We start from the raw sequence: 24,196 nt of genomic DNA, 5'->3' as shown, positions 1-24,196 counted from the left end.
GCATCGGCGTCGCCGCTTCATTGGCGAGGGCGATCGCGAGTCACGGGGTCTTTTTATGTCATGGACGAAACGGACGGGAGGGTGGCGGGAGCCTCAGATGATTTCGTGGCGTCGAGCGTTACGAAAATGTCACGCTCGACGCCTGGCGCAGCCTCACTGGAACGGCAGGTAGCGGAAGCTCAGCATGACGATGTTGTCGTCGGTCTTGGGCGAGCCGCCGATGCCGCTGAAGATCTGGCGCTTGGTGTACGAATACTGCAGCCCGTTCTGCAGGGTGCCGAACGGACCCTTGAGGGCACGCCACCAGTAGCCGACCGTTCCCTGCGTGATGGCCCGGGTGTTGGCGACGCACAGCGTGGCCGCCGAACCTTCGATGTTGCAGCCGCTGTTGTTGTAGAGCGGGCTGCCGTAGCCATAGCCCTTGCCGCCGACGGTGAAATCCTCGCGATCGAGCACGCGCTCGGTGCCGCCATAGGCATAGAGATCAACGGTCTTGACCGGGTGGTAGACCAGCCCGCCGAGCGCCTGCAGGTTGGTCAGCGGCACGATATGGCCCGCGGCGTCGAAGGTGGCGTCGGGCAGCTGGCTGGTACCGTAGCGGCCGATGCCCTTGCCGATGGTGCCGGACAGCTGCAGGTCGAGCTTGCCCTTGATCAGCGGCAGGATCGTCGACCCGCCACCGCCGCCGGCGATCTGGACATGGTTGGTGCCCCAGGTGCCGAGGCTCTGGCGCGCCTGGAAGAAGCGCATCAGGCCGAACAGCTCGTAATGGCCCCAGCCGGGATCGGCGGCGATCTTGAGGATCGTGTCCGGCGCGATCTCGGTGGTGTAGGAGGTGGCGTTGTTGTTGGTGCCGCCGCCGGTGACGGAGGTGGTGATGGTGCCGACCGAAGCCGGCACGATGCCGTTCGGACCGGCCGAGGCGTACAGGGTCTGCGGCTCCTCGAAGGCGAGGCCCAGATGGTATTTCGAGTGATCGAAACCCTTGACGATGCGGATGCCGGCCTGGCGCGTCCAGGTGAAGCCCGGAACGTACTGGTGGTCGATCGCCAGCGGCGCGTTTTCCTGACGCTCGGTCAGGCCCACCTTGTAAGCCGTCGCCAGCGACCAGGACTGGCCGCCGAGGATCTTGAGATCCCAGTCGTGATTGTAATAGGTGCCGTAGACGTTGCGGACGCGCAGCGTATAGCTGTTGCTCTCGCGCGGATTGGAGCTGGTGCCCGCGCTCTGGAAGTCCATCTCGTAATAGGCGGCGAGATGGGTGTTGGGCGTCGCGTCGTCCTGGGCGAGGATCGACAGCCGCGAGGCACGCCCCGACATCAGGAACTGGTTCATGTGACCGGCGGCGACGTTGCGAAAGGGGATGCCGTTGCCGAAATCGGAGGCGACGTCGTTGCCTTCGGTGCGCGAGCGATACACCCCGGTCACGTCGACGAATCCACCCAGCGTGACCGACACGCCGCCGACCATGAAGGTCCCCTGGCCGAGCTTGGCCATCACGTTGTGTGGCGTACCCTCGACGTTGAGATAGGGCGACCCGGCGGGCTGGGTGCCGGAAGCACGCGCCATGCCCACACCCGGGCCGAGATAGACCGGGTTGCCGTGGATGTCGCGGCCATAGACCGCCTCGTTGAAGCCCGGACCGTGCTGGGCGGCAGCGCGTTTCTCGGCGGCGTCCTTGCGGGCCATCTCGGCCTTCACATGGTGCAGCTCCGCCTGCAGGGCGCGGATCTGCTTTTCGATGCTGTCGATGTTCGACGCTGCGGCTCGGGCGGGTGCCGCGACGCAGAGCGCGCAGAGCACCGTGACAGACGCGCCCGCGGCGAGCCAGGCGCGGCGCGGGGACGAATTGGCATCCATGACCAGATCCTTGAAAGAGGCCCGCGATGCCAACAATCCGGCACCGCAATCACGGGCCGCTTATATCGACGCGGTCGGCCGGGTTCTGTCGCGCTTTCATAACAGTTCGGTTGCGGTTTTGTGACGTGACCGGAAAAGCACGTTTTGTAACAACGGTTCTGGCGTCAGGGATATTTCTGGCTTGCCCTGCCGGCGTCTGCTGCCGCAGCCGGCAGCCAGACGCGAAAGATCGAGCCCTCGCCCGGCGTGCTCTCGATGGCCAGCTTGCCGCGGTGGCGACCGATGATGTGCTTGACGATCGCAAGGCCCAGCCCGCTGCCCGATCGGCCGGCATGGCTTTCGTCGACACGATAAAATCGCTCCGTCAGACGCGGGATGTGCTGCTCGGCGATGCCCGGCCCGTCATCGGCAACCGAGATCACCACCCCCGGCAGGGCCGACCATAGCGGCTCGTCGAGACTGACCGATGCCGACGGCGCGGCCTCGACCGACAGACGCACATGTGCGCCTGCAGGAGAGTATTTCGATGCGTTGTCGAGAAGGTTGCCAATCACTTGTGCGATCTGGTCGGTATCGGCGGCGACCTGCGGCAAGCCGCTGTGGATGTCGAGGGACAGATTCTGGTCGCGTGTCGCGAAGAGCGGCCGCAATTCCGCCGCCACCCGCTCGGCGAGCAGACCGGCATCGGCGACACCGCGCGGACGCTCGTGTTCGGTGAGCTGCACGCGCGACAGCGACATCAGATTGTCGATCAGCCGACGCATGCGCTGCGCCTGGCCGGACATGATTTCCAGAAACCGCTGCTGGGCGACGGGATCATCGGCGGCGGGACCACGCAGCGTGTCGATGAAGCCGATCAGCGCGGCGAGCGGCGTGCGCAGCTCATGGCTGGCATTGGCGACAAAATCGGCGCGCATGCGGTCGAGAGCGAGGTTCTGCGTGCGATCGTCGAGCACCACGCCAAGCAGACCGTCACGGGCGAACGGCTCCGGCAGACGCATCAGCGAAGCGCGCAGACGGCGCTGCACCGGCACGTCGAGCGGGATCTCGATCTCGGTGACACTGGCCGCGGACAGCGTGGCCGCCGCCGCCCGCAACGCCGGATGACGCAACACCGCACCGGCAGCGTCGCCGAGCAGCGCGTGCGCGACGGCATTGGCGTGACGGATCGAAAAGCCGCGATCGACCACCGCGATCGGCGCCGCCAGCGAATCGACAATCCGGGCCAGCAGCCGGCTCGCTTCCGCCTCGGCCCCGCCCGTCGAAACCGATTGCGACGCTGCCACGTCGAGCGCAAGCGGTTGCGGTCTGCGCCGCAGCGAGACCAGGCTCGCGCCAAGCACGGCGCCTGTGGCCCCCGCCGCGATCAGCCAGGCATCGATCATCCCGGGCGGGCAGCCTCAGACAGCGTCCACATCCAGCGCGTAGCCGGCCGAGCGCACGGTGCGCACCACATCGGTCTCGCCCGGACCGTTGAGCGCCTTGCGCAGCCGGCGGATATGCACGTCCACCGTACGCGCCTCGACATGGATGTCCGCCCCCCAGACCGCGTCGAGCAGCGCCTCGCGCGCGAACACCCGGCGCGGGTGGCGCAGGAAGAACTCCAGCAGCCGGAACTCGGTCGGGCCCAGATGCACCGCCCGCCCGCCGCGGGTGACGCGATGCTCGGTCGGATCAAGCACGATGTCGTGGAATTCGAGCAGCCTGCTGCCCTGTTGCGGACGCACGCGGCGCAGCAGGGCGCGCATCCGCGCAGCGAGCGCCTCCATGCTGAACGGCTTGGTGATGTAGTCGTCCGCACCGGTGTTCAGTCCGCGGATCGAATCGCTCTCCTCGACTCGAGCGGTCAGCATGATCACCGGGACGTCGCGCGTCTCCGGACGGCGGCGAAGCTGGCGGCAGACTTCCAGACCCGAGAGGCTGGGCAGCATCCAGTCGAGCAGCACGATATCGGGCGTGACTTCCGCCACACGCAGCAGCGCCTCCTGCCCGTCCGACGCCTCGTCGACGACATAGCCGAGCTTTTCGAGATTGTAGCGCAGCATCACCGCCAGCGCGGGGTCGTCCTCGACGCAGAGTACGCGCGGTCGCACCTGCTCCTCGCGCGATGCGCCACGACGCGCACGCTCGCCCGCGCTCCCCGCCACTCCGCTCATCGCGCCGCTCATTCGCCGTCCCTCACCGGTGTCTGGCCGCGCGGCCGCTCGGCCGGCAGCATGTCGCCGGTCACCGCGTAATGCACGCGCTCGGCGATGTTGGTGGCATGATCGCCGATGCGCTCGAGGTTCTTGGCGATGAACAGCATATGCGTCGAGGCGGTGATCGAGCGCGGATCCTCCATCATGTAGGTGATGAGCTCGCGGAACATCGCCGTGTAGAGATCGTCCACCGCACGATCGGCGCGCCAGACCTCCAGCGCGATCGAGGCGTCGTTGTTGTTGACGGCATCGACGGCGAGCTTGAGGCTTTCCTGCACCAGCCGTGCGAGGCTGCGCATGCCGCCCGAGGCCATCGCCGGATTGACGGCCTCGATGCGCATGCTGCGCTTGGCAACATTGGCGGCGTAATCACCGATGCGTTCGAGATCACCCGAAATCTTCAGCGCGGCGACGATGCCGCGCAGATCCTGCGCCAGCGGCGAGCGCAGCGCGAGCAGGCGGATCGCGAGCTGCTCGATCTCGCGTTCCAGCGCGTCGACCGCCGCATCGCCTTCCATTGCCGCCGCGGCATCGCCGGCGTCACGGAACAGCATGGCATTGACCGCATGCGAGGTCTGCGCCTCCACCAGGCCACCCATGCGGGCGAGCAGGTCACGGAGCTGATCGAGCTCCTGTTCGTAACTCTTGACGATATGGCGTTGTTCGGTGCCGGTCATGATCAAATTCCTCCCAGCCTTCAGCCAAAGCGGCCGGTGATGTAATCCTGGGTGCGCCGCTCGCGCGGGCGGGTGAACAGGATGTCGGCCGGTGCGACCTCGATCAGCTCGCCCATGAAGAAGAACGCCACCTGGTCCGCGCAGCGCGCTGCCTGCTGGAGGTTGTGGGTGACGATGACGATGGTGAAATCACCCTTGAGCTCATCGAGAAGTTCCTCGACGCGGGCGGTGGAGATCGGATCGAGCGCCGAGGTCGGCTCGTCGAGCAGGATCACCTCCGGCTTCGTGGCGATGGTGCGCGCGATGCACAGCCGCTGCTGCTGGCCGCCCGACATCTCGGTCGCCCCCGCCTTCAGCCGGTCCTTGACCTCGTCCCACAGCGCCACCCGGCGCAGCGAATCCTCGATCCGGCCGTCGAGCTCGCTCTTCGACGGTTTCTCGTGCAGCCTGATGCCGAAGGCGATGTTGTCGTAGATCGACATCGGAAACGGCGTCGGCTTCTGAAACACCATCCCCACCCGCGAGCGCAGCGTGTTGGCGTCCAGACCGCCATCGAGAATGTTGACGCCGTCGAGCATCGCCCGTCCCGTGGCGCGCTGCCCGGGATAGAGATCATACATCCGGTTGAGCGTGCGCAGCAGGGTGGACTTGCCGCAGCCCGACGGTCCGATCATGCCGGTGACGCGGCGGGCGGGGAAATCGATGTTGATGTTCCGCAGCGCGTGGTTGTCGCCATAATAGAAGTCGAGGTTCTGCACCGAGATCTTGGTTTCGGCCGGCAGCGCCTCGACGGCCCGCACCTCCGGCGCGCCGACGGTGATCGGGGTGCTGGCGGGCACGCGCTCTGCCGGGGTGTGTTCGCTCATCTGGTTCACGACCTCGTCTACCTTTTCGAGCGCAGCATCACCCGCGCGATGATGTTGATCGCCAGCACGCCCACGGTGATCAGCAGCGACGCCGTCCAGGCGAGCTGGATCCAGTCGTCATAGGCCGAGCCGGCATATTGATAGATGGTCAGCGGCAAGCTCGCCATCGGCTGGTCGAGACTGACCGACCACACCAAGTTGCCCAGCGAGGTGAACAGCAGCGGCGCGGTCTCACCGGCGGTGCGTGCCATCGCCAACAGCACGCCGGTCGCAAGCCCCGCCTTCGCCGCGCGGCAGATCAGCAGCGTCACCCGCCACTGCCGTGCGCCGAGCGCACTGGCCGCTTCGCGCATCTGCACCGGCACCAGCCGCAGCATGTCCTCGGTGGTGCGCACCACGATCGGGATCACCAGCACCGCCAGTGCGACCGACCCGGCAAAGCCCGAGAAATGCCCCAGCGTCTCGACCAGGATCAGATAGACGAACAGGCCCACCAGGATCGACGGCGCCGACAGCAGCATGTCGGAGACGAACCGCACCGCATTGGCGAACGGCGAGTTGCGCCCATATTCGGCCAGGAAGATCCCGGCCAGCAGCCCGATCGGCGTGCCGATCACCATGCCGAGCGCGGTCTGGATCAGCGAGCCGACGATGGCATTGAGCAGGCCGCCACCCTGTCCCGGGGGTGCGGCGACATGGCTCAGTGCGTCGATCGTCAGTCCCGAGAGCCCGCGCGCGACCAGCGTCCACAGGATCGAGCCCAGGGCGGCCAGCACCACCAGGGTGGCGAAAATGCACAGGGCAGCGACGAGCCGGTCGGTGCGGTGGCGCCGCCGCTGCTGCTTCGAGACCGACAGCCTGATGCCCTGCGGCACGGCGTCCAGCGTGGTGGCACTCATCGTGACGTCTTCCGGCTGCGCAGCAGCATGCGTGAAATCGACAGCGTGATCAGCGAAATCACCATCAGGATCAGCCCGAGCGCGAGCAGCGCCGACAGCTTCAGGCTGCCGGCCGAAGCCTCGGGGAATTCGAGCGCGACCAGCGAGGCGATGGTGTTGCCGGGTGCGAACAGCGACGGTGATGTGATCCGCGTCGAGTTGCCGATCACGAAGGTGATCGCCATCGTCTCGCCCAGCGCGCGGCCCAGGCCGAGCATGATGCCACCCACCACCGCGGTGCGCGAATAGGGCAGCACGATCCGGCTCAGCACCTCCCAGCGCGTGCAGCCCAGCCCGTAGGCGCTCTCTTTCAGCACCGGCGGCATCGCGGTGAACACGTCGCGCATCACCGCGGTGATGAACGGCGTGACCATCACCGCCAGGATCAGCCCGCCGGTGAACAGCCCGGTGCCGAAGGGTGCGCCGGAAAAGAACGCCCCGATCAGCGGCGCATGGCCGAGATGATGGATCAGCCAGGGCTGGATGTCCTGTGCCATCACCGGCACGATGACGAAGAAGCCCCACATGCCGAAGATGATCGACGGCACCGCCGCCAGCAGCTCGATCGCGATACCCAGCGGCTGCGCGAGCCATTTGGGCGCCATCTCGGTAAGAAACACCGCGATGCCGAACGCGAACGGCACCGCGAACACCATCGCCAGGATCGCGGTGACCAGCGTGCCGTAGATCGGCGCCAGCGCGCCGAACTTCTCGGTGACCGGGTTCCAGATGTTACTGATCAGGAAATGCGGCCCGAAGGTCGCGAACGCATCGCGCCCGCCCCAGGCCATCACCGCGATGATGCCCCCCATCAGCACCAGCACCAGCAGCGCCGCCAGCCGGGTCGCGCCCGAGAAAGCCCTGTCGCCACCCGCGCCCGAGATCGCCCCTGCGCCCATCATCCCCTCAGCTTTCTTCTTTTTCTGAAGAAAAAGAAGCAAAAAGACTTTTGAAAGTTTGCCGGTGGGTGAAAGGCATACCCCCCACACCCGACCCGAAAAAGGAGGGGGCTGGGTCGGAAGGGGTCAGATGTCGTGTGTTCGAGAGCATCGCAGCGCAGCGGCCTTGTGGGCCGTGAGCAGCGAAGCGCAGCGAACGCGCGTCAGATGACCCCTTCCGGCGCAGCCCCCAACACGCTCAGAGCTTCGGAGCGCCGGCGACATGGGTCCAGGCGGCCCGCACCTTGGTCTCGACCGAGGCTGGCAGCGGGACGTAGTTCAGCTTCAGGGCGGTGTCGTTGCCGTGCGTGTAGGCCCAGTTGAAGAAGCGGATCACGTCGGCCGAGCGCGCGGTGTCCTTCGGCGCGGTGGGCAGCAGCACGAAGGTCGCCGACATGATCGGCCACGCGCCCTGACCCGCCGTGTCGAGCAGGTCGACGGCGAAGTTCTCGGCATGATCCCAGTCCGCACCCTTCGCGGCGGCCTGGAAGGCGGCCATGGTCGGCTCGACGAAGCTGCCGGCATGGTCCTTGAGCTGCGTCGTGGTCAGGTGGTTGTTGGCCGCATAAGCGTATTCGACATAGCCGATACCGCCGACGGTGTTGTGAACGGTGGCGGCGACGCCGTCATTGCCGCGCGCACCGGCACCACCCGGCCAGGAGATCGAGCTGGCAGCACCCACTTCCGACTTCCAGCTCGGGCTCACCTTGGCGAGATAGGAGGTAAACACGAAGGTCGTGCCCGACCCGTCGGCGCGGTGCACCGGGGCGATGGCCAGATCCGGCAGCTTCAGATCGGGATTGGCGGACGCGATGCGGGTGTCATTCCAGTTGGTGATCTTGCCGGCGAAGATATCGGCCAGCACGTCACCCGACAGCTTGAGCTGGTCGGTGCCGATGCCCGGGACGTTGACGATGGCGACCACCGCACCGGTCACGGTCGGGAACTGCAGCAGCCCGTTGGCCTCAAGCTTGCTCGCCGCCATCGGCGCGTCCGACGCACCGAAATCGACGGTGCGGGCGATGATCTGGTTCTGACCGGCACCCGAGCCGATCGACTGGTAGTTCAGCGTCACATTGCCGCCGGCGGCCTTCTCGGCCGCAGCCCAGGCGCCATAGATCGGCGCGGCAAAGCTCGAGCCGGCGCCGGTGATCTCACCCGCCCGGGCGGCGGTGCCGGCCATGAAGGGCATGGCGGCGGCGCACAGCAGGGCCAGTTTGCTGACGAACGGAACACGCATGGGGGGTCGATCCCTTGTCTGCCGGCGCTTCGTGTCGCCCGGCCTCGTTGATGCGTCCCGCGGCGCGAGACGCGACGCGATTGCGAGCCGGGTTCTAGCCACGCTGCGTGATTGTCATATGACAGCCCGATGACAGTTCGATGACAATGACAGAGTGTTGCAGCGCGCCTCAGCGGCGCCGGGTCAGCTGGCTCACATCGCGCACCGCGCCGCGCGAGGCGGAGGTGGTCAGCGCCGCATAGGCCTGCAGCGCGGGCGAGACCGTGCGCTCGCGCTCGGGGTGCCAGCCATCGGCGGCGTCCAGCGCCTCCCGACGCGCGGCGAGTTCCGCATCGGACAGGTCGGCGCGCAGCACGCGGTTCGGGATGTCGATCTCGATGATGTCGCCATCCCGCAGCAGGCCGATCGCACCGCCTTCCGCCGCCTCGGGCGAGATATGGCCGATCGAGAGACCGGAGCTGCCGCCGGAGAAGCGGCCATCGGTGATCAGCGCACAGGCCTCTGCCAGCCCCTTCGACTTGAGATAGGAGGTCGGGTACAGCATCTCCTGCATGCCCGGCCCGCCGCGCGGCCCTTCGTAGCGGATCACCACCACGTCGCCCGCCTTCACCCGGTTGCCGAGGATCGCCGAGACGGCGGTGTCCTGGCTGTCGAAGATCACCGCCGGACCGCGGAAAGTGAGCAGGCTGTCGACCACGCCGGCGGTCTTCACGATCGCGCCGTCGAGCGCGATGTTGCCGTACAGCACCGCCAGCCCGCCATCGCGGCTGTAGGCGTGGGCGATGTCGCGGATGGTGCCGCGCGCGCGGTCGGTGTCGAGGGCGTCGTAGCGCACCGACTGGCTGAACGCCTCGGTGGTGCGCACCCCGCCGGGGGCGGCGGCATAGAACACCGAGGTGCGGTCGCCCGGCTGCCGGGCGGGGGCGAGGATGTCCCAGGCATCGAGGGCCGCGCCAAGCGTGGGACTGTGCACGGTGGGCAGGTCGCGATGCAGCAACCCCGCGCGGTCGAGCTCGGCGAGGATGCCGATCACGCCGCCAGCACGGTGGACATCCTCCATGTGGATGTCGGACCGGGCCGGCGAGACCTTGCACAGATTGGGCACGCGACGTGACAGCCGGTCCACATCGGCGATGGTGAAGTCCACCTCGCCCTCCTGGGCGGCGGCGAGCAGATGCAGCACGGTGTTGGTCGACCCGCCCATGGCGATGTCGAGAGACATGGCGTTCTCGAACGCCGCGAGGCTGGCGATGCCACGCGGCAGCGCGGTGGCATCGTCCTGTTCGTACCAGCGCCGGGCGAGATCGACGATCTGCCAGCCGGCCTCGACGAAGAGCTGCCTGCGGTCGGCATGGGTGGCCAGCATGCTGCCGTTGCCCGGCAGCGACAGACCGAGCGCCTCGGTGAGGCAGTTCATCGAGTTGGCGGTGAACATCCCCGAGCACGAGCCGCAGGTCGGACAGGCGGAGCGCTCCATCACCGCAGCCTCCGCATCGGTGACGTTCGGGTTGGCGGCGGCGACCATGGCGGTGATCAGGTCGGCACGCCTGGTGGTGGTGGCGACGCCGTCCTGCACGACCACCTTGCCGGCCTCCATCGGGCCGCCGGAGACGAAGATCGCCGGCACGTTGAGCCGCATCGCCGCCATCAGCATGCCCGGCGTGATCTTGTCGCAGTTGGAGATACACACCAGCGCATCGGCACAATGCGCATTGACCATGTATTCGACCGCATCGGCGATCAGCTCGCGCGAGGGCAGCGAATACAGCATCCCGCCATGGCCCATGGCGATGCCGTCATCGACCGCGATGGTGTTGAATTCCTTGGCCACCCCGCCGGCCGCCTCGATCTCGCGCGCGACGAGCTGGCCCATGTCCTTGAGATGGACGTGGCCGGGGACGAACTGGGTGAAGGAATTGGCGATCGCGATGATCGGCTTGCCGAAATCGCCATCCTTCATGCCGGTGGCGCGCCAGAGGCTGCGCGCACCGGCCATGTTGCGTCCGTGGGTGGTGGTTCTGGAACGATATTGCGGCATGATGGGGCGATCATAGCAGAGCGTTGCGCGGCGATGATAGGCGCAGGGCCCGCCGCTCCCCTGAAGTTGTTACAACCCAGCCCCGATCCCGCCCCAATTCCCGACCAGCCTGCGTGAAACAGACGCACGGGGATGCAACGTCATGACCAGCCGCCCAGGCCTCGCCCTTCTCGCCCTGCTTGCCACCACCGCGCCCGCCGCCGGACCGGCGGTCGCGCAGAGCTGCACCTGCCCGCCCGTCGCCCTGGCCTCGGGGCCGGTGATCGAGGCCGAAGCGCCACCGCCGCCGCTGCCCGAGGAGACGCAGCCGCCGATCCCCGCGCCCGGCTACATCTGGACCCCGGGCTACTGGTACTGGAACAACGTCGACTACTATTACGTCCCCGGCGTCTGGGTGGAGCCGCCGCATCCCGGCCTGCTGTGGACACCGGGCTTCTGGGCCTTCGCCGGCGGGCTCTATCGCTTCACCCACGGCACCTGGGGACCGCAGGTCGGCTTCTATGGCGGCATCCCCTATGGGCACGGTTATGACGGGGTGGGCTACCAAGGCGGCCGCTGGACGGGCAACACCTTCTTCTACAACCGCACCGTCAACAATTTCGGCGGCGTGCACGTCACCAACGTCTACGACCAGACCGTCAACCATTTCGACGGCCCGCGCGTCAGCTACAATGGCGGTCCCGGCGGCATCGACAGGCGACCGGATGCGGCGCAGGCAGCCTATCTGCACGGGCCGCACGAAGCGCCGACCCCGATGCAGATGCAGCACCTGCGCGCGGCCGGCATGGTGCCGGGCGCGTTCGACGCCATCAATCGCGGCCACCCCGCGCCCGACGAGCTGCGCAACCACATCCACGAGACGGCGGACCGGCTGCCCCCACCGTCGCCGGGCATGCGAACGCCGCTACCGCACGCTGCGCCACCCGCCACGCCACCACATCCGGCACCGCGACCAGCGATGGAACACCCGTCCGAACCCGTCGCCCGGCCCGGGATGCACCAGCCGCCGCGTTTCGAGGCCCCACGCGTGGAGACACCACGCACAGAAGCCCCGCACCCGGAAGCGCCGCACCACGAGATGCCGCCCCCGGCCGTCCACCCGCAGCCGCACGAGCCACCGCACGGCCCGCCGCATGAGGCGTTCCATCAAGCGCCTCATGAAGCGCCGCATCCGCCCCCGCATGAGCGGGACGGCAGGCGGGAATGATCTGCACAATCGGGGTCTGGGGCCTGCGGCCCCAGCGGGTGCAGGGCGGTGCCCTGCATACCCCCTCTTGACCGCCCCCGTCGTTGCAGGCGCATGAACATCGCATGCATCTCGACGGCCAGCTTGTCCTTCCCGACCGCGTGCTCCCTGGCCGTGTGCGGTTCGATACGCGGATCACCGCCATCGAACCCCGTGCCGATGCGCCGGCGCGTTACATCCTGCCCGGCTTCATCGACACGCATGTGCATGGCGGCGGCGGCGGCGACACGATGGACGGCGTGGACGCGATCGAGCGGCTCGCCCGCTTCCATCTCGCCCACGGCACCACCACCCTGCTGCCGACCACCATCACCCGCCCCTGGCCGGAGGTGCTCGCCGCGTTGCGCGCCGTGGCGGAGGTGAGCGCGCGCGGCATCGCCGACGGCCCGCGCATCCCTGGCGCGCATCTCGAAGGCCCGTTCCTCTCGCCGCATCGGCTCGGCGCGCAGCCGCCCTTCACCCAGCCCCCCGAACCCCGCCTCGTCGCCGAGGCGCTGGCGACGGGCTGCGTGCGCGTCGTCACCCTGGCCCCGGAACTGGACCACGCCGACAGCGCCATCGACGCCTTCGCCGCCGCCGGCGTGCGGGTCAGCCTGGGCCACAGCACCGCCGATTTCGATACCGCCACGGCGGCGATCTGTCGCATCTGCGCGGCCGGCGGGGTGGCGGGCGGCACGCATCTGTTCAACGCCATGGGCGGCATCGAAGGGCGGCGTCCGGGCTTGGCCGGCGCGCTGATCTGCCATGGCGAGGCGCATGCGGAGCTGATCCTCGACGGGTTCCACGTCCATCCCGGCAGCTTCCGCCTCGCCGCCCGCGCGATGGGCGATCGGCTGCTGTTCGTCACCGACGCGATGCGCGGCACCGGGCTGGGCGACGGGCCGAGCGAGCTTGGCGGCCACCCCGTCACCATCACTAAAGGCCGCGCGCTGCTCGCCGACGGCACGCTGGCCGGCAGCGTGCTGACGCTCGACCAGGCGGTCCGCAACACCCTTGCCCAAGGCAGCAGCATCGTCGAGGCCGCAAAGCTGGCGAGCAGCAACGCGGCGGATTATCTCGGCCTCGACGATCGCGGCCGCATCGAGACCGGGCGGCTTGCCGATCTTGTCGTGCTGGACGAGACGTTTGCGGTGCGCGAGGTGCATGTCGGCGGAGCACGGCGGGTGGCGCGATGACGCCACCCGGCCGGATCGTGATCCTCACCGGCGCAGGCATCAGCCGCGAATCCGGGCTCGACACGTTCCGCGACGCCGGTGGCGTGTGGACGCGGTGGCGGCTGGAGGATGTCTGCACGCCGGAGGGATTCGCACGCGATCCCGATCTGGTCGACAATTTCTACAACCTGCGCCGGGCGGAGCTGCGCGGCATCTCTCCCAATGCCGCCCATATCGCACTGGCCGAACTCGAAGCCCAGATCGGCTGCGAGGACGATTCGTTCCTTCTGGTGACGCAGAACATCGACGACCTGCACGAGCGCGCCGGATCGCAAAACCTCGTGCACATGCATGGCGAATTGCTGCGCCTGCGCTGCACCGGTTGCGGCGCCACGCCCGCCTGGCACGAGGATGCGACGCGCCAGACACCCTGTCCGCAATGCGGGCAGACCAGCCCGCGCCCGGATGTGGTCTGGTTCGGCGAAATGCCGATGCACATGCCACGCATCGAGGCCGCACTGGCCCGGTGCGATCTGTTCGTCGCCATCGGCACCTCGGCCACTGTCTATCCGGCAGCGGGGTTCGTCGATCTGGTCAACCGGATCGGCCGCGCGCGCACGGTGGAGATCAATCTCGCCGCCTCCGACCGCTGGGATGCGTTCGACAGTATCGTCAGCGGTCCGGCGAGTGCTGCGGTGCCGGCATTCGTCCGCGACCTGCTGGCGGGCTGAGCGAACCAAGATAGGCCCAGATCGCCGCAAGCTGCGCGTCCGGCAGGGCTGCCGGCGAAAATCCCTCCATGCGCTGTCCCGGCCAAGCCCGCACCGCACGGGGATCGCGAACGATGCTGCGGAAGCCCTCGAAGGTGAGATAGCGCGTCGCGTTCATCGGCTGGCCGAGATCGGGTCCGAGCGCACCGTCGCCCGCGCCGAGCAGCCGGTGACACGGCGCGCAATCGGCCGCGAAGGCCGCGCGCCCGGCCTGTGTCCGGGCCGTCTGCGCCACGGGCAATGCCGGCCCGTCGAGCGGCGCGATGGCGACCAGACTGTCCACCCAGCGCTCGCGCGGCACGCCGGCCGCCCCCGGCCCGAGCCAGACCAGCGCGAACGGCCCGCGATCGTCGCCATTGCGCCGGCGCGGCCAGGGCGTGGTCTCGATCGCGATCCAGGGCTCGGCACCCGTCCGGCGCGCCGACGCGAACGCCGCGGCATCGATTCCGGCCACGAAGGCATCGGCGGCACGAAAGCTCAGCCCCGCACCCGGATCGAGCAGGGCAGCGAGCGGCACCACCGCGACGTCGCGCCCCAGCCCGAGCGCGGGGCCGGAGAGATCGGCGCGCTTCACACCCGGGACGTGCAGCAGGTCCGCCGCCGACAGGCTGCGGCCCGAAGCGACGATCGCCAGCACGCCCGCCGCCTGCGCGCCGGAAGCCATGGCGAGGCCCAGGGCCGCGACACAGGCAACGATGCAGCACCGTCGCACGCACCACCCCATCGCGCTATCCTCCACCCATGATGTCCATCAGCCCCGGACCACACGACGCCCTGATCATCGTCGATGTCCAGAACGATTTCCTCCCCGGCGGCGCGCTGGCGGTACCCGACGGCGATGCGGTGATCCCGCCCCTCAACCGCCTTGCCGCCCTGCCCTTCGGCTGCGTGGTGGCGACACAGGACTGGCACCCGCCCGACCATATCTCGTTCGCCGCCCAGGGCGGGCCGTGGCCGGTGCATTGCGTCCACGCCAGCGCGGGCGCGGATTTCCCCGACCTCCTCGATCTGCGCTCCGTCACCCACATCATCCACAAGGGCACGACGCAGGCGCGCGATTCCTACTCGGCCTTCTTCGACAACGAAGGCGAGACCTCGACCGGCCTCGACGGTCTGCTGCGGGCGCTCGGCATCGAGCGTGTGGTGATCGGCGGCCTCGCCCTCGACTACTGCGTCGCCGCCACCGCCCGCGACGCCGCCCGTCTGGGCTTCACCACGATCATCGTCCCCGACGCCTGCCGCGCGGTGGCAGGCGCGGCTTTCGACCACGACACCCTCTCTGTCGGGACAAACATCGGATTCACAGCGTTGGCGGCATTCGGCGAATTGGCAAGACGACGATGAAACTTACATTCACCAAACGCGACGGCAAATACGACGAACTCCTCATTCGGAGGAACAACGAGGAAGCCGAGAAAGTCATGTGTCCCAAACAGGGGATTCTTCCGCATGACATGATCCACTATGCAGTGGAAAGCGTGCTGTCCCACCGCGGCTTTTTCTCACTCGTCCGTGACGGACAATCGGCTGATTTTACGGCCATGGGCGGGGATGAAGAGGAGGCGATCGAACGTCTGGTCGAGACGTTCCAGGCAGAGTTATGGAGCGCCTGTGTCCCGACCGCGGATTTGCTTTCCACCTACGAACAGGCCTGTGACGCCCGCGGACATCGCATCACCAAGGTCAGGCACGCTGATATCCATGCCATACGCTCAAGGCTCGGCGAACTCTCCGAGCGATGGTCGGCCTTGGCACCCAACGAGACGATGACGCTCACCTTTGATCCAGCCGAGTAGACAGCATTCTCAACGATGAGAAGTTCTTTGGTTCTTTCTTTCAAGAAAGAACATCTTCTCTTTCGGCGACCGCCCTGCGTAGATCGGTGACGAACGCCGCGTATTCCCTCGCCTTCGCCGCCTCGTCGGGCAGTCGCAGCAGGTAGGAGGGATGCACCGTCACCCACCCCGTCGAACCGTCATCGAGCGGGATCGGCCGGCCGCGTTCGCGAGAGATGGTGACGGGGCGGCCGAGGATGGCGCGGGCGGCGGTCGCCCCCATCATCACCAGCGTGCGGGGTGCGACCAGGCTGCGTTCGCGGGCGAGCCAGGGGGCGCAGGCGGTGATTTCGGGGGCTTCCGGCTTGGCGTGGATGCGACGCTTGCCGCGCGGGGTAAATTTGAAGTGCTTGACCGCGTTGGTGACATACAGCGTGTCGCGAGCGATGCCGGCCTCGATCAGCGCGCGATCGAGGAGCTGCCCGGCCGGGCCGACGAAGGGACGACCGGCGAGATCTTCCTGATCGCCGGGTTGCTCGCCGACCAGCATCACCGTCGCATCCCCGGGGCCTTCGCCAAACACGGTCTGCGTCGCCGGTTGCCAGAGCGGGCAGTTGCGGCAGCCCTGTGCCTCAGCGGCAAGCGTCGCGAGGTCCGAGGCGCGGGACGGGTCGGCTGCTGCGGGCCGGGGAGCGGCACGGGGCGGGTTGGGGCGCGGCGCCGAGGCCCCGGCCGCCACCATCGCCTCGGCGCGGCGCGGCGCCTCGCGGATCAGCTCGGCGATGGCGGCGGTCTCAGGCATGTTGCGCCAGTATTTGCGCGGCATTTCCGACAGCATCGCCGAACGCTTGAGACGGGCGGGATTGAAGATGGAGCGGAAATAGGTCTCCCAGTATTCGGCCATCGCGTCGTCGCCGGGAATGTCGGCGGCCCGCGCGCCGGGTCCGAAGCTCGGTGCCGTGCCGTCCCAGTGCAGCGTGCGATACGGGGTCAGGATCGAGAACCGCATCGCGGCGAAACGGCGGATGAAGAAGCCGGCATTGGCCTCGACGATGTAGTGCTCGGGCTCGAACCAGGCGAGATGGCGCACGCCCTCGCCATCGTCGATCTCGCGGAAGCGCAGGAAGGCCCGCATCTTGTGGGTGTCGCGCGCCACATTCTGCGCGAGCTGCCGCGCGCGGGCGACGGACGGGTCGGCGAGGTCGCCCGCGATCGCCCGCTCGCCATGGGTGGCGCGCCAGACCAATCCATAGAGCAGGGCGAATCGGGCCGGCTCGCGCGCCTGCAGCACGGTCTGGCTCAGGTCGACGAGATGACGCGAAAGCGAGAAGGCAGGCGCCGATGCGTCGGTCGGTGGTGCCGCGTCGGCGGCGAACAGATCGTCCGGTGCCTCGACCGACCACGTCACCTGCTCGGGCGGCACCTGTGCGGCGATCAGCCCGCGCACCGCCTGGCGCCAGCCATCGTGATCGACCTCATGCGCCAGCACGATGCTGCGCATCACAGCAGCGACAATTGTTCGGCGCGCGGCGCGAGGCGGCGGCCGAGGGCGGCGCTGGCCGGGTCGCCAAGGGGGCGATGATCGAGGGCGATGACGAACGGCGCGATCCGGGCGACCGGCAGCCGCAGCCGGACAAGATCGTCCAGACGCAGCCGGCGCGAGCGCCTGGCGACCAGCAGCCGATCCACGCCCTTCGTGCCGAGACCGGGCACGCGCAGCAGCATCTCGCGTGGGGCGGTGTTCACATCGAGCGGGAAATGCTGGCGGTTGGCCAGCGCCCAGGCGAGCTTGGGGTCCATGCCGAGGGCGAGGTTGCCGCCAGCCTCGGTGGCGATCTCGTCGATGCCGAAGCCGTAGAAGCGCAGCAGCCAGTCGGCCTGATAAAGCCTGTGCTCGCGCAGCAGCGGCGCCGGGGCGAGCGGCAGGGCGGCGGAGGCGTCGGGGATCGGGCTGAACGCCGAATAGTAGACCCGGCGCAGGCCATAGCCCGCATAGAGCGTGTTGCTCATCGACAGGATGGTGCGATCGGTGGAGGCATCCGCACCGACGATGACCTGCGTGCTCTGCCCGGCAGGGGCGAAACGAGGCGGCTTCGCCCGGCCCGGCACGGTTCTTTCGCGCGCGGCGTCGATGGCGAGGCGCATGCGGCCCATCGAGCGACGGATGCCGGGGAGGTCCTTTTCCGGCGCATAGGATTGCAGCGCCTCCTGGGTCGGCAGCTCGACATTGATCGACAGCCGGTCCGCCCAGCGCCCGGCTTCGTCGAGCAAAGCCGGGTCGGCATCCGGGATGGTCTTGAGATGGATGTAGCCGCGAAATCCATGCTCCACGCGCAGCGTTCGGGCGACGGCGACCACCTGTTCCATCGTGTAGTCGGGGCTGCGGATGATGCCCGAGGAGAGGAACAGTCCCTCGATGCAGTTGCGACGATAGAATCCGAGCGTGAGCCGCACCACGTCGTCGACCGAGAACCGCGCCCGGCGCACGTTCGAGGAGGCGCGATTGATGCAGTAGACGCAGTCATAGAGGCAGGAATTGGTCAACAGGATCTTCAGCAGCGAGATGCAACGCCCGTCCGGCGCATAGGCGTGACAGATGCCCATGCCCTCGCTGGAGCCGATTCCCGGCTTGACCGCGCCGTCGCGGCCGATCGACGAGCGCTTGTCCGTGCCGGACGAGGCGCAGGACGCATCGTATTTCGCCGCGTCGGCAAGGATCTCGAGCTTGGCCAACAAATCCATGTGATGTTCTATATTGGTTCCGGTGGTTGACTGCAAAAATGGACGTGTGGACTTGCGCAAGGGGCGCAAACGCGCTCCAAACTCGGCCATGCTCGCCGCCACCACACGCCTGACCCATCCGGCCCTCACCTGGCGACGCAACGCATTGGAATTGTGGGGCGAACGCGGCATCGACAGCCGGGGTTTGTTCTACGAGCAACTCGATTTCAACGGTCGCGGCGACGCCGACAGCCGCCGCCGCATGCGCGTGCAGGCGCGCCAGCTCTATGTGTTCGCCCGCGCCGAATCGCGCGGCGAGGCAGGGGCAGCGGAGGTGGTCGATCGTGGCTTTCCGGCCTTCCAGCGCTTCTGCGCGCATCAGGAGGCGGGCTGGATCCACCTGCTCGAAGCCGATGGCAGCCCGGCCGACATCCTGCGCGACACCTACGACCACGCCTTCGTGCTGTTCGCCCTCGCCGCCCTCGCCCGCACCGCCTCGCATGGCGCGCAGGCGCGTGCGCTCGCCCAGTCAACGCTCGGCTGGCTCGACGAGGTGCTCGCCCATGAGGCGGGCGGCTTTCACGAAGGCCATCCGGCCTCGCTGCCGCGCCGGTCGAACCCGCACATGCACCTGCTGGAGGCGATGCTGGCCTGGTACAGGGTGGAGGGCGACCGCCAGTTCCTCGACCGCGCCAACATCATCGGCGGGTTGTTCGAGAAGCATTTCTTCGACCCGGCGCATGACACGCTCGGCGAGCATTTCAACGATGACTGGTCGGTGGTGGCACCGCCGCTCGGTGACAGCGTCGAGCCGGGACATCATTTCGAATGGTGCTGGCTGCTGGTGCGGTTGGCCGAGGCCGGCGGCGCGGACTACCGCGAGCAGGCGGCGAGGCTGTATCGCTTCGCGCTTGCGCACGGGCTCGATGCACACGGCTTCGCGGTGGACGAGATCGACCGCGACGGGCGGCCGCGACGGATGAGCCGCCGGCTGTGGCCGCAGACGGAGCTGATCAAGGCGCATGTGGCGATGGGCGAGCGCGACGCCGCCGAGACGAGCTTCCGCGCCCTCGCCGACACCTACCTCGCCACCGCCACGCCCGGGCTGTGGATCGACCAGTTCGATGCGGCGGGGCATGGCGTCTCGCCGGTGGTGCCCGCCAGCACGCTCTATCATATCGACGTCGCCATCGACGAGCTGACCGCCGGGCGCTGAGCCGGACGCACGGGATGCAGCTTCGCGAAGACCAGATCCAGCGCTATTCGCGCAACATCCTGCTCGCCGAGATCGGCGGCACCGGCCAGCAGCGCCTGCTTGACGCCAGGGTGCTGATCGTCGGCGCAGGGGGGCTGGGCTCGCCGCTGGCGCTGTATCTCGCCGCCGCCGGGGTGGGCACGATCGGCATCGTCGACGACGACCATGTCGAGCTGTCGAACCTTCAGCGACAGATCGCGCACTGCACGGCGCGAATCGGCGCGCCCAAGGTCGAATCGCTCGCGCAGGCGGTGGGTGCGCTCAACCCGGACACCCGCATCGAGCCCCATCCGGTCCGCCTCGACGCCGGCAATGTCGCGGCCCTGGTCGGCGCCTACGACCTCGTCTGCGACGGATCGGACAATTTCGACACCCGCTACCTGCTCGCCGATGCCTGCGTGCGCGCCGGCCGCGTGCTGGTCGCCGCCGCGGTGCTGCGCTTCGACGGCCAGCTCGGCGTGTATCCGCCCGATGGCCCCTGCCTGCGCTGCCTGTATCCGGAGCCGCCCGATCCGGGCTCCGTGCCGAGCTGCGGCGAGGCCGGCATCCTCGGCAGCGTCACCGGGGTGATGGGCACGCTGGCCGCCACCGAGACGCTCAAGGTCATCCTCGGCATCGGCGAGACCCTGGCCGGGCGGGTGCTGAGCTGGGACGCGCTGTCGGGCCGCTTCGCCGAATTCCGGCTGCCGCGCGACCCGGACTGCCCTCTGTGCGGCGAGAGGCACCGGCCATGAGCGCGCCGCTGGCCGTCATGCTGGTGTCGGGCGCGCAGGCCCGGCTGCTGGCCGGCCTGACGCTCGCCGCCGGCGGGCTGGCGATGGGGCGCGAGACGCGCGTTTTCGTTACCGGCGAGGCGCTGGTTGTGTGCCTGCCTGATTACCACGCCGCAGAGGACGATCGCCTCGCCGGCCTCGGTCTCGCCGGGGTGGCTGGCCTGCGCGATGCGTGCCTCGGCATGGGCGCGACATGGCTCGCCTGCGACAGCGCCCTGCACGCGGCCGGCCTCGCGCCCGAGGCGCTGCTGCCCGGCATCGAAGTCGGCGGCATCCCCGCGCTGATAGAGGGCGGCCTGACGCCCGCGGTGTTCTGACCGCGCTCGGGCCTTGACCCCTCGCGCGGTGCGGAGCACGGAAACAGCCATGACGCCCGCCGCCGCACGCCTGACCTTGATGCTCGCCTGCCTCGCCACCGCCTCGGGCACACAGGCCCGGGGCACGCCGAGCGCCCATGCGAACGCAGGCGCGACGACCGCCACCGCGAAGCGATCGCCCGCCCCGCTGCATGCCCGGCCGACAGCCCACACCGCCACCCGCCAGGGCGCCCGTCACCCGACGCACCCGATCGCCGCGCATCCTGCCCACAAGACCACGCGCGGGGCCATGCACCGGCCCGCCCATCACGCCGTTGCCGCCGCGGCCGGCGCGGCGGCGGGCGCGGCGGCCGCAGCCAAGACGGCCAAGGCGGCGGCCCCCACGCCACCCCCCACGCCGCCGCCGGCCGACGACAAGGGCACCGTCACCGGACTGCCGCTGCCGCGGTTCGCCTCGCTGCGCGCCGACGACGTCAACCTGCGCAGCGGGCCGGGCACGCGCTATCCGATCCAGTGGGTCTATCACCGGCGCGACCTGCCGGTGCGGATCGAGCGGGAATTCGATGTCTGGCGGCTGATCGAGGACATGGACGGGGTGAAGGGCTGGGTGAACCAGGCGACGCTGATCGGCAGTCGCGGCTTCGTCGCCACCGCGCCGCTCAGCCTGCTGCGCGACGGCCCGGCGCGCGACGCCACGGTCCTGGCCGCGGTGCGCGCAGGCGTGGTCGGACGGCTGCTGCGCTGCGATGCACCGCCGCCGGGTGCGACCCCCGAGCCGCTGGCGGGGCCGGACGGCGCGCTTGCCGGCGCCGCCGACTCCGCCCCGGTCGGGCCGCCGGCCGCGCCCGGCAGCACGGTCGACCCGCAGGACACTGCCGCGAAGCCGAAGACGGAGGCCGCGAAGCCGCCGAACGTCGCGCCGAAATCCAGCGCGCCCGTGGTCACCGACCTCGCCGGGACCGACGCCGTGGTGGCGCAGGCGATCGCGCAGGCCCAGGCCGGAGCGGTGCATCCGCCGCCGGCAGATGCACAGCCCGGCTGGTGTCGGGTGCGCATCCGGGACTATACGGGCTGGCTGCCGCGCGACGCGCTGTATGGCGTGCTGCAAGGCGAGGTCATCGCGCCCTCCTGAAACCGGAGGGCGCGGCAGAAACGAAGACACGAGAACGCACCGCCGGCCGGACGGGCCGAAGCGGGCGCCACAACGCCTTGAGAGGGGTGGCGGCCAGGCCGCCGTGCAGTATTGCCATGTCGGACAAGATCAAGCGCCAGCGCCGCACCAAGATCGTCGCCACGATCGGGCCGGCCAGCTCCACGCCAGAGGTTCTTGAAACCCTGTTTACCGCCGGGGTGGACGTGTTCCGGCTCAATTTCTCGCATGGCGAGCACGCCGACCATGCCGAGCGCATCCGCATGATCCGCGAACTCGAGGCCCGCACCGGCCGGCCGATCGCCATTCTTGCCGACGTGCAGGGGCCCAAGCTCCGCGTCGGCCGCTTCGCCGAGGGCCGCGTCACCCTGATCGCCGGCCAGCCCTTCCGTCTCGATCTCGACGAGACCCCGGGCGACAGCCATCGCGTGCGCCTGCCGCATCCCGAGATCATCGCCGCCGCCGAGCCCGGCTCGCATCTGCTGCTCGATGACGGCAAGCTGCGCCTGCGCATCACGTCGAAGGGCGATACCCATCTCGACACCGAGGTGGTGACCGGCGGCCCGCTGTCGGACCGCAAGGGCGTCAACGTCCCCGATGTGGTGCTGCCGATCCCGGCGCTGACCGACAAGGACCGCCGCGACATGGCGTTCGCGCTGGAGCACGGGGTCGAATATATCGGGCTCAGCTTCGTGCAGCGGGTCGAGGACGTGCGCGAGGCGCGCGAGATCGCCGCCGGGCGCGCCTGGATCATGACCAAGGTCGAGAAGCCGCAGGCGCTGGAGGATCTCGAGCAGATCATCACGCTGTCGGATGCGGTGATGGTGGCGCGCGGCGATCTCGGCGTCGAGCTGCCGCCCGAGGAGGTGCCGCTGGTGCAGAAGCGCATCGTGCGCCTCGCCCGCCAGCTCGGCCGGCCGGTGGTGGTCGCCACCCAGATGCTGGAGAGCATGATTTCGGCACCTGCGCCGACCCGCGCGGAAGCCTCCGACGTGGCCACGGCGGTGTTCGACGGGGCGGATGCGGTGATGCTGTCGGCGGAGACCGCCGCCGGCCAGTATCCGGTCGAGGCGGTGGAGATCATGAACCGCATCGTCGCGCGGGTGGAGCGCGACAGCGGCTGGCAGAACCAGATGCGCGCCTCGCGCCCGGCCCCCGAGGCCGACACGGCGGACGCGATCGCGGCCGCCACCGCGCAGGTGGCGACCACGGTGGGCGCGCGCGCCATCGTCGCCTACACGCTGTCGGGCAAGACCGCGCTGCGCATCGCGCGCGAGCGGCCGGAGTGCCCGGTGCTCGGCCTGTCGGGCACGCTGAGTGCCGCACGCCGGATGGCGGTGGTGTGGGGCGTGCACGCGATGGGGGTGGCCGGTCACAACGCCGCCGAGACGATGGGCGACGTGGTGCGCCAGGCGGCCCGCAGCGCGCGCGAGGAAACCTTCGCCGAGGCGGGCGAGCTGATCGTGGTTGCCGCCGGCGTGCCGTTCGGCAAGGCTGGCACCACCAACACGCTGCGCGTCGCCACCGTGGAGTAGGCTGCACCGATGAACCCGCGTCTCCCGGTCCCGACGATCTGCGCGACGGTGCTGATGCTGGCCGCGCAGGCAGCAGGCGCGCAGGAGGCCGTGCGCGGCATCGGCTATGCGCCGTCGGTTGCCGATCCGACCGAACACGTGGCGCTGCCCGCTGTCGGGGCCGATCCGCTGTCGCACCCGATGTCGCTGTCGTGGAGCCCGGGCGGCCTCGTCGCCGATGCGCCGGCCGGCGGCTCCACCAGCACCGGCATCGGTCCCGTGGCCGCGGCCGACGATGCGGTCGGCAGCGATTCGGGCCTGCCTGTCCGGCACCGGCTGCACGGTTCGGTCAGCGCCTTCGTCGGCAGCCACGGCATGGCCGGCACGGCGCTCGAGACCCACATCGCCTCGCTCGGCAACAGCGGCGTCGCTGCCGCGGTGGCGGTGTCGGCCGCCCATCTGCCCAGCCTGAGGGTCCCGGGCGGCGGCCGCGTCGACGGCGGCAACACCCAGTCGGCCAGCCTGTCGCTCGACAAGCAGTTCGAGGACGGCAGCCATCTCGGGCTGAATTTCGGTTATGCGCGGCTCGGCAACAGCCCCTATGGCGTGGTCGGGCCGTATGGCGGATCGTATGGTGGACCCTGGGGCTATGGCATCGCCGGTCCCTGACCCGCGCGCGGGTCGAACTTCAGCGGCTCAGTCACAAATGCTTGCTTCCGGCCGCCGGCACACTCACTTTCGGGCAGCGCCCACGCGCACCCCTTGC

The 24,196-nt window shown here is 69.1% G+C and carries 23 protein-coding genes; 11 read left to right on the top strand and 12 right to left on the bottom strand.

What is annotated here, in order from left to right:
• Positions 1–153 precede the first annotated feature (153 nt).
• The 9 genes from FHR90_RS01755 to ilvD all read right to left on the bottom strand — a co-directional run bounded on the left by FHR90_RS01755 (position 154) and on the right by ilvD (position 10,755).
• The gene (locus FHR90_RS01755) at positions 154–1,860 is read right to left on the bottom strand and encodes a hypothetical protein (RefSeq protein WP_176622169.1); all 1,707 of its coding nucleotides are present in this window, start codon (positions 1,858–1,860) and stop codon (positions 154–156) included.
• A gap of 164 nt (positions 1,861–2,024) precedes the next feature.
• Positions 2,025–3,245, bottom strand: coding sequence for a sensor histidine kinase (locus FHR90_RS01750; protein ID WP_176622170.1), 1,221 nt, complete (start codon positions 3,243–3,245; stop codon positions 2,025–2,027).
• A 15-nt stretch (positions 3,246–3,260) separates the two neighbouring features.
• The gene (gene phoB, locus FHR90_RS01745; protein WP_176622171.1) at positions 3,261–4,016 is read right to left on the bottom strand and encodes a phosphate regulon transcriptional regulator PhoB; all 756 of its coding nucleotides are present in this window, start codon (positions 4,014–4,016) and stop codon (positions 3,261–3,263) included.
• Between the two features lie 8 nt (positions 4,017–4,024).
• Positions 4,025–4,735: a phosphate signaling complex protein PhoU gene (phoU, locus tag FHR90_RS01740; protein ID WP_176622172.1), complete on the bottom strand. Its 711-nt coding sequence runs from the start codon at positions 4,733–4,735 to the stop codon at positions 4,025–4,027.
• A gap of 20 nt (positions 4,736–4,755) precedes the next feature.
• Positions 4,756–5,601 carry a phosphate ABC transporter ATP-binding protein PstB gene (gene pstB, locus FHR90_RS01735; protein WP_176622173.1) on the bottom strand — a complete coding sequence of 282 codons (846 nt, stop codon included), beginning with the start codon at positions 5,599–5,601 and terminating at the stop codon, positions 4,756–4,758.
• 17 nt (positions 5,602–5,618) lie between these two features.
• Positions 5,619–6,500, bottom strand: coding sequence for a phosphate ABC transporter permease PstA (gene pstA, locus FHR90_RS01730; RefSeq protein ID WP_176622174.1), 882 nt, complete (start codon positions 6,498–6,500; stop codon positions 5,619–5,621).
• The gene (pstC, locus tag FHR90_RS01725) at positions 6,497–7,441 is read right to left on the bottom strand and encodes a phosphate ABC transporter permease subunit PstC (protein WP_176622175.1); all 945 of its coding nucleotides are present in this window, start codon (positions 7,439–7,441) and stop codon (positions 6,497–6,499) included. Before pstC ends, pstA begins: the two co-directional genes overlap by 4 nt.
• Before the next feature lie 235 nt (positions 7,442–7,676).
• The gene (gene pstS / locus FHR90_RS01720) at positions 7,677–8,717 is read right to left on the bottom strand and encodes a phosphate ABC transporter substrate-binding protein PstS (protein ID WP_176622176.1); all 1,041 of its coding nucleotides are present in this window, start codon (positions 8,715–8,717) and stop codon (positions 7,677–7,679) included.
• A 169-nt stretch (positions 8,718–8,886) separates the two neighbouring features.
• Complete coding sequence (gene ilvD, locus FHR90_RS01715) at positions 8,887–10,755, bottom strand: dihydroxy-acid dehydratase (RefSeq protein WP_176622177.1); 1,869 nt, start codon at positions 10,753–10,755, stop codon at positions 8,887–8,889.
• Between the two features lie 142 nt (positions 10,756–10,897).
• Here ilvD and FHR90_RS01710 point away from each other — a divergent pair, with 142 nt between their 5' ends.
• The 3 genes from FHR90_RS01710 to FHR90_RS01700 all read left to right on the top strand — a co-directional run bounded on the left by FHR90_RS01710 (position 10,898) and on the right by FHR90_RS01700 (position 13,886).
• A complete protein-coding gene (locus FHR90_RS01710; RefSeq protein WP_183274645.1) occupies positions 10,898–11,962 on the top strand; it encodes a YXWGXW repeat-containing protein in 1,065 nt (354 codons plus the stop codon).
• A 104-nt stretch (positions 11,963–12,066) separates the two neighbouring features.
• On the top strand, positions 12,067–13,176 hold the full coding sequence (nagA, locus tag FHR90_RS01705; RefSeq protein ID WP_183274644.1) for an N-acetylglucosamine-6-phosphate deacetylase: 1,110 nt from the start codon (positions 12,067–12,069) through the stop codon (positions 13,174–13,176).
• A complete protein-coding gene (locus FHR90_RS01700; RefSeq protein WP_176626724.1) occupies positions 13,173–13,886 on the top strand; it encodes an NAD-dependent deacylase in 714 nt (237 codons plus the stop codon). The genes nagA and FHR90_RS01700 overlap by 4 nt, the downstream gene beginning before the upstream one ends.
• Here FHR90_RS01700 and FHR90_RS01695 read toward each other — a convergent pair.
• On the bottom strand, positions 13,828–14,664 hold the full coding sequence (locus FHR90_RS01695) for a c-type cytochrome (protein WP_183274643.1): 837 nt from the start codon (positions 14,662–14,664) through the stop codon (positions 13,828–13,830). The two genes, FHR90_RS01700 and FHR90_RS01695, sit on opposite strands and share 59 nt — an antisense overlap.
• 5 nt (positions 14,665–14,669) lie before the next feature.
• On the opposite strand from FHR90_RS01695, the gene FHR90_RS01690 reads away from it, so the two are divergent.
• Complete coding sequence (locus FHR90_RS01690; RefSeq protein ID WP_218062165.1) at positions 14,670–15,269, top strand: isochorismatase family protein; 600 nt, start codon at positions 14,670–14,672, stop codon at positions 15,267–15,269.
• The gene (locus FHR90_RS01685; RefSeq protein WP_176626222.1) at positions 15,266–15,721 is read left to right on the top strand and encodes a hypothetical protein; all 456 of its coding nucleotides are present in this window, start codon (positions 15,266–15,268) and stop codon (positions 15,719–15,721) included. The genes FHR90_RS01690 and FHR90_RS01685 overlap by 4 nt, the downstream gene beginning before the upstream one ends.
• A 40-nt stretch (positions 15,722–15,761) precedes the next feature.
• On the opposite strand, the gene FHR90_RS01680 is transcribed toward FHR90_RS01685, so the two are convergent.
• Positions 15,762–17,201, bottom strand: coding sequence for a UdgX family uracil-DNA binding protein (locus FHR90_RS01680; protein WP_183274642.1), 1,440 nt, complete (start codon positions 17,199–17,201; stop codon positions 15,762–15,764).
• Positions 17,201–18,442 carry a putative DNA modification/repair radical SAM protein gene (locus FHR90_RS01675; protein WP_183274641.1) on the bottom strand — a complete coding sequence of 414 codons (1,242 nt, stop codon included), beginning with the start codon at positions 18,440–18,442 and terminating at the stop codon, positions 17,201–17,203. The genes FHR90_RS01680 and FHR90_RS01675 overlap by 1 nt, the downstream gene beginning before the upstream one ends.
• 88 nt (positions 18,443–18,530) lie before the next feature.
• On the opposite strand from FHR90_RS01675, the gene FHR90_RS01670 reads away from it, so the two are divergent.
• The 6 genes from FHR90_RS01670 to FHR90_RS01645 all read left to right on the top strand — a co-directional run bounded on the left by FHR90_RS01670 (position 18,531) and on the right by FHR90_RS01645 (position 24,099).
• Positions 18,531–19,637, top strand: a complete 1,107-nt coding sequence (locus tag FHR90_RS01670; protein ID WP_176625472.1) for an AGE family epimerase/isomerase — start codon at positions 18,531–18,533, stop codon at positions 19,635–19,637.
• A 14-nt stretch (positions 19,638–19,651) separates the two neighbouring features.
• Complete coding sequence (locus tag FHR90_RS01665) at positions 19,652–20,410, top strand: HesA/MoeB/ThiF family protein (protein WP_176625474.1); 759 nt, start codon at positions 19,652–19,654, stop codon at positions 20,408–20,410.
• Positions 20,407–20,766 (top strand): DsrE family protein, encoded by a 360-nt coding sequence (locus FHR90_RS01660; protein WP_183274640.1) that lies wholly within the window; start codon positions 20,407–20,409, stop codon positions 20,764–20,766. Before FHR90_RS01665 ends, FHR90_RS01660 begins: the two co-directional genes overlap by 4 nt.
• A gap of 49 nt (positions 20,767–20,815) precedes the next feature.
• Positions 20,816–21,898 carry an SH3 domain-containing protein gene (locus FHR90_RS17195; protein WP_221188185.1) on the top strand — a complete coding sequence of 361 codons (1,083 nt, stop codon included), beginning with the start codon at positions 20,816–20,818 and terminating at the stop codon, positions 21,896–21,898.
• A gap of 116 nt (positions 21,899–22,014) precedes the next feature.
• Positions 22,015–23,451 (top strand): pyruvate kinase, encoded by a 1,437-nt coding sequence (pyk, locus tag FHR90_RS01650; protein ID WP_183274639.1) that lies wholly within the window; start codon positions 22,015–22,017, stop codon positions 23,449–23,451.
• A 9-nt stretch (positions 23,452–23,460) separates the two neighbouring features.
• On the top strand, positions 23,461–24,099 hold the full coding sequence (locus tag FHR90_RS01645) for a hypothetical protein (RefSeq protein WP_183274638.1): 639 nt from the start codon (positions 23,461–23,463) through the stop codon (positions 24,097–24,099).
• Positions 24,100–24,196: the final 97 nt, after the last annotated feature.

The sequence above is a fragment of the Endobacter medicaginis genome (assembly GCF_014192375.1).
Classification (GTDB): domain Bacteria; phylum Pseudomonadota; class Alphaproteobacteria; order Acetobacterales; family Acetobacteraceae; genus Endobacter; species Endobacter medicaginis.
The sequence above is the reverse complement of the archived record's forward strand: the minus strand, read 5'-3'. Positions and strand labels throughout refer to the sequence as shown.

Bases quoted from the DNA above. Each gene is read 5' to 3' on its own strand.
- FHR90_RS01755 (WP_176622169.1), bottom strand. From the start codon at position 1,860: ATGGATGCCAATTCGTCCCCGCGCCGCGCCTGGCTCGCCGCGGGCGCG.
- FHR90_RS01750 (WP_176622170.1), bottom strand. From the start codon at position 3,245: ATGATCGATGCCTGGCTGATCGCGGCGGGGGCCACAGGCGCCGTGCTT.
- phoB (WP_176622171.1), bottom strand. From the start codon at position 4,016: ATGAGCGGAGTGGCGGGGAGCGCGGGCGAGCGTGCGCGTCGTGGCGCA.
- phoU (WP_176622172.1), bottom strand. From the start codon at position 4,735: ATGACCGGCACCGAACAACGCCATATCGTCAAGAGTTACGAACAGGAG.
- pstB (WP_176622173.1), bottom strand. From the start codon at position 5,601: ATGAGCGAACACACCCCGGCAGAGCGCGTGCCCGCCAGCACCCCGATC.
- pstA (WP_176622174.1), bottom strand. From the start codon at position 6,500: ATGAGTGCCACCACGCTGGACGCCGTGCCGCAGGGCATCAGGCTGTCG.
- pstC (WP_176622175.1), bottom strand. From the start codon at position 7,441: ATGATGGGCGCAGGGGCGATCTCGGGCGCGGGTGGCGACAGGGCTTTC.
- pstS (WP_176622176.1), bottom strand. From the start codon at position 8,717: ATGCGTGTTCCGTTCGTCAGCAAACTGGCCCTGCTGTGCGCCGCCGCC.
- ilvD (WP_176622177.1), bottom strand. From the start codon at position 10,755: ATGCCGCAATATCGTTCCAGAACCACCACCCACGGACGCAACATGGCC.
- FHR90_RS01710 (WP_183274645.1), top strand. From the start codon at position 10,898: ATGACCAGCCGCCCAGGCCTCGCCCTTCTCGCCCTGCTTGCCACCACC.
- nagA (WP_183274644.1), top strand. From the start codon at position 12,067: ATGCATCTCGACGGCCAGCTTGTCCTTCCCGACCGCGTGCTCCCTGGC.
- FHR90_RS01700 (WP_176626724.1), top strand. From the start codon at position 13,173: ATGACGCCACCCGGCCGGATCGTGATCCTCACCGGCGCAGGCATCAGC.
- FHR90_RS01690 (WP_218062165.1), top strand. From the start codon at position 14,670: ATGTCCATCAGCCCCGGACCACACGACGCCCTGATCATCGTCGATGTC.
- FHR90_RS01685 (WP_176626222.1), top strand. From the start codon at position 15,266: ATGAAACTTACATTCACCAAACGCGACGGCAAATACGACGAACTCCTC.
- FHR90_RS01680 (WP_183274642.1), bottom strand. From the start codon at position 17,201: ATGCGCAGCATCGTGCTGGCGCATGAGGTCGATCACGATGGCTGGCGC.
- FHR90_RS01675 (WP_183274641.1), bottom strand. From the start codon at position 18,442: ATGGATTTGTTGGCCAAGCTCGAGATCCTTGCCGACGCGGCGAAATAC.
- FHR90_RS01670 (WP_176625472.1), top strand. From the start codon at position 18,531: ATGCTCGCCGCCACCACACGCCTGACCCATCCGGCCCTCACCTGGCGA.
- FHR90_RS01665 (WP_176625474.1), top strand. From the start codon at position 19,652: ATGCAGCTTCGCGAAGACCAGATCCAGCGCTATTCGCGCAACATCCTG.
- FHR90_RS01660 (WP_183274640.1), top strand. From the start codon at position 20,407: ATGAGCGCGCCGCTGGCCGTCATGCTGGTGTCGGGCGCGCAGGCCCGG.
- FHR90_RS17195 (WP_221188185.1), top strand. From the start codon at position 20,816: ATGACGCCCGCCGCCGCACGCCTGACCTTGATGCTCGCCTGCCTCGCC.
- pyk (WP_183274639.1), top strand. From the start codon at position 22,015: ATGTCGGACAAGATCAAGCGCCAGCGCCGCACCAAGATCGTCGCCACG.
- FHR90_RS01645 (WP_183274638.1), top strand. From the start codon at position 23,461: ATGAACCCGCGTCTCCCGGTCCCGACGATCTGCGCGACGGTGCTGATG.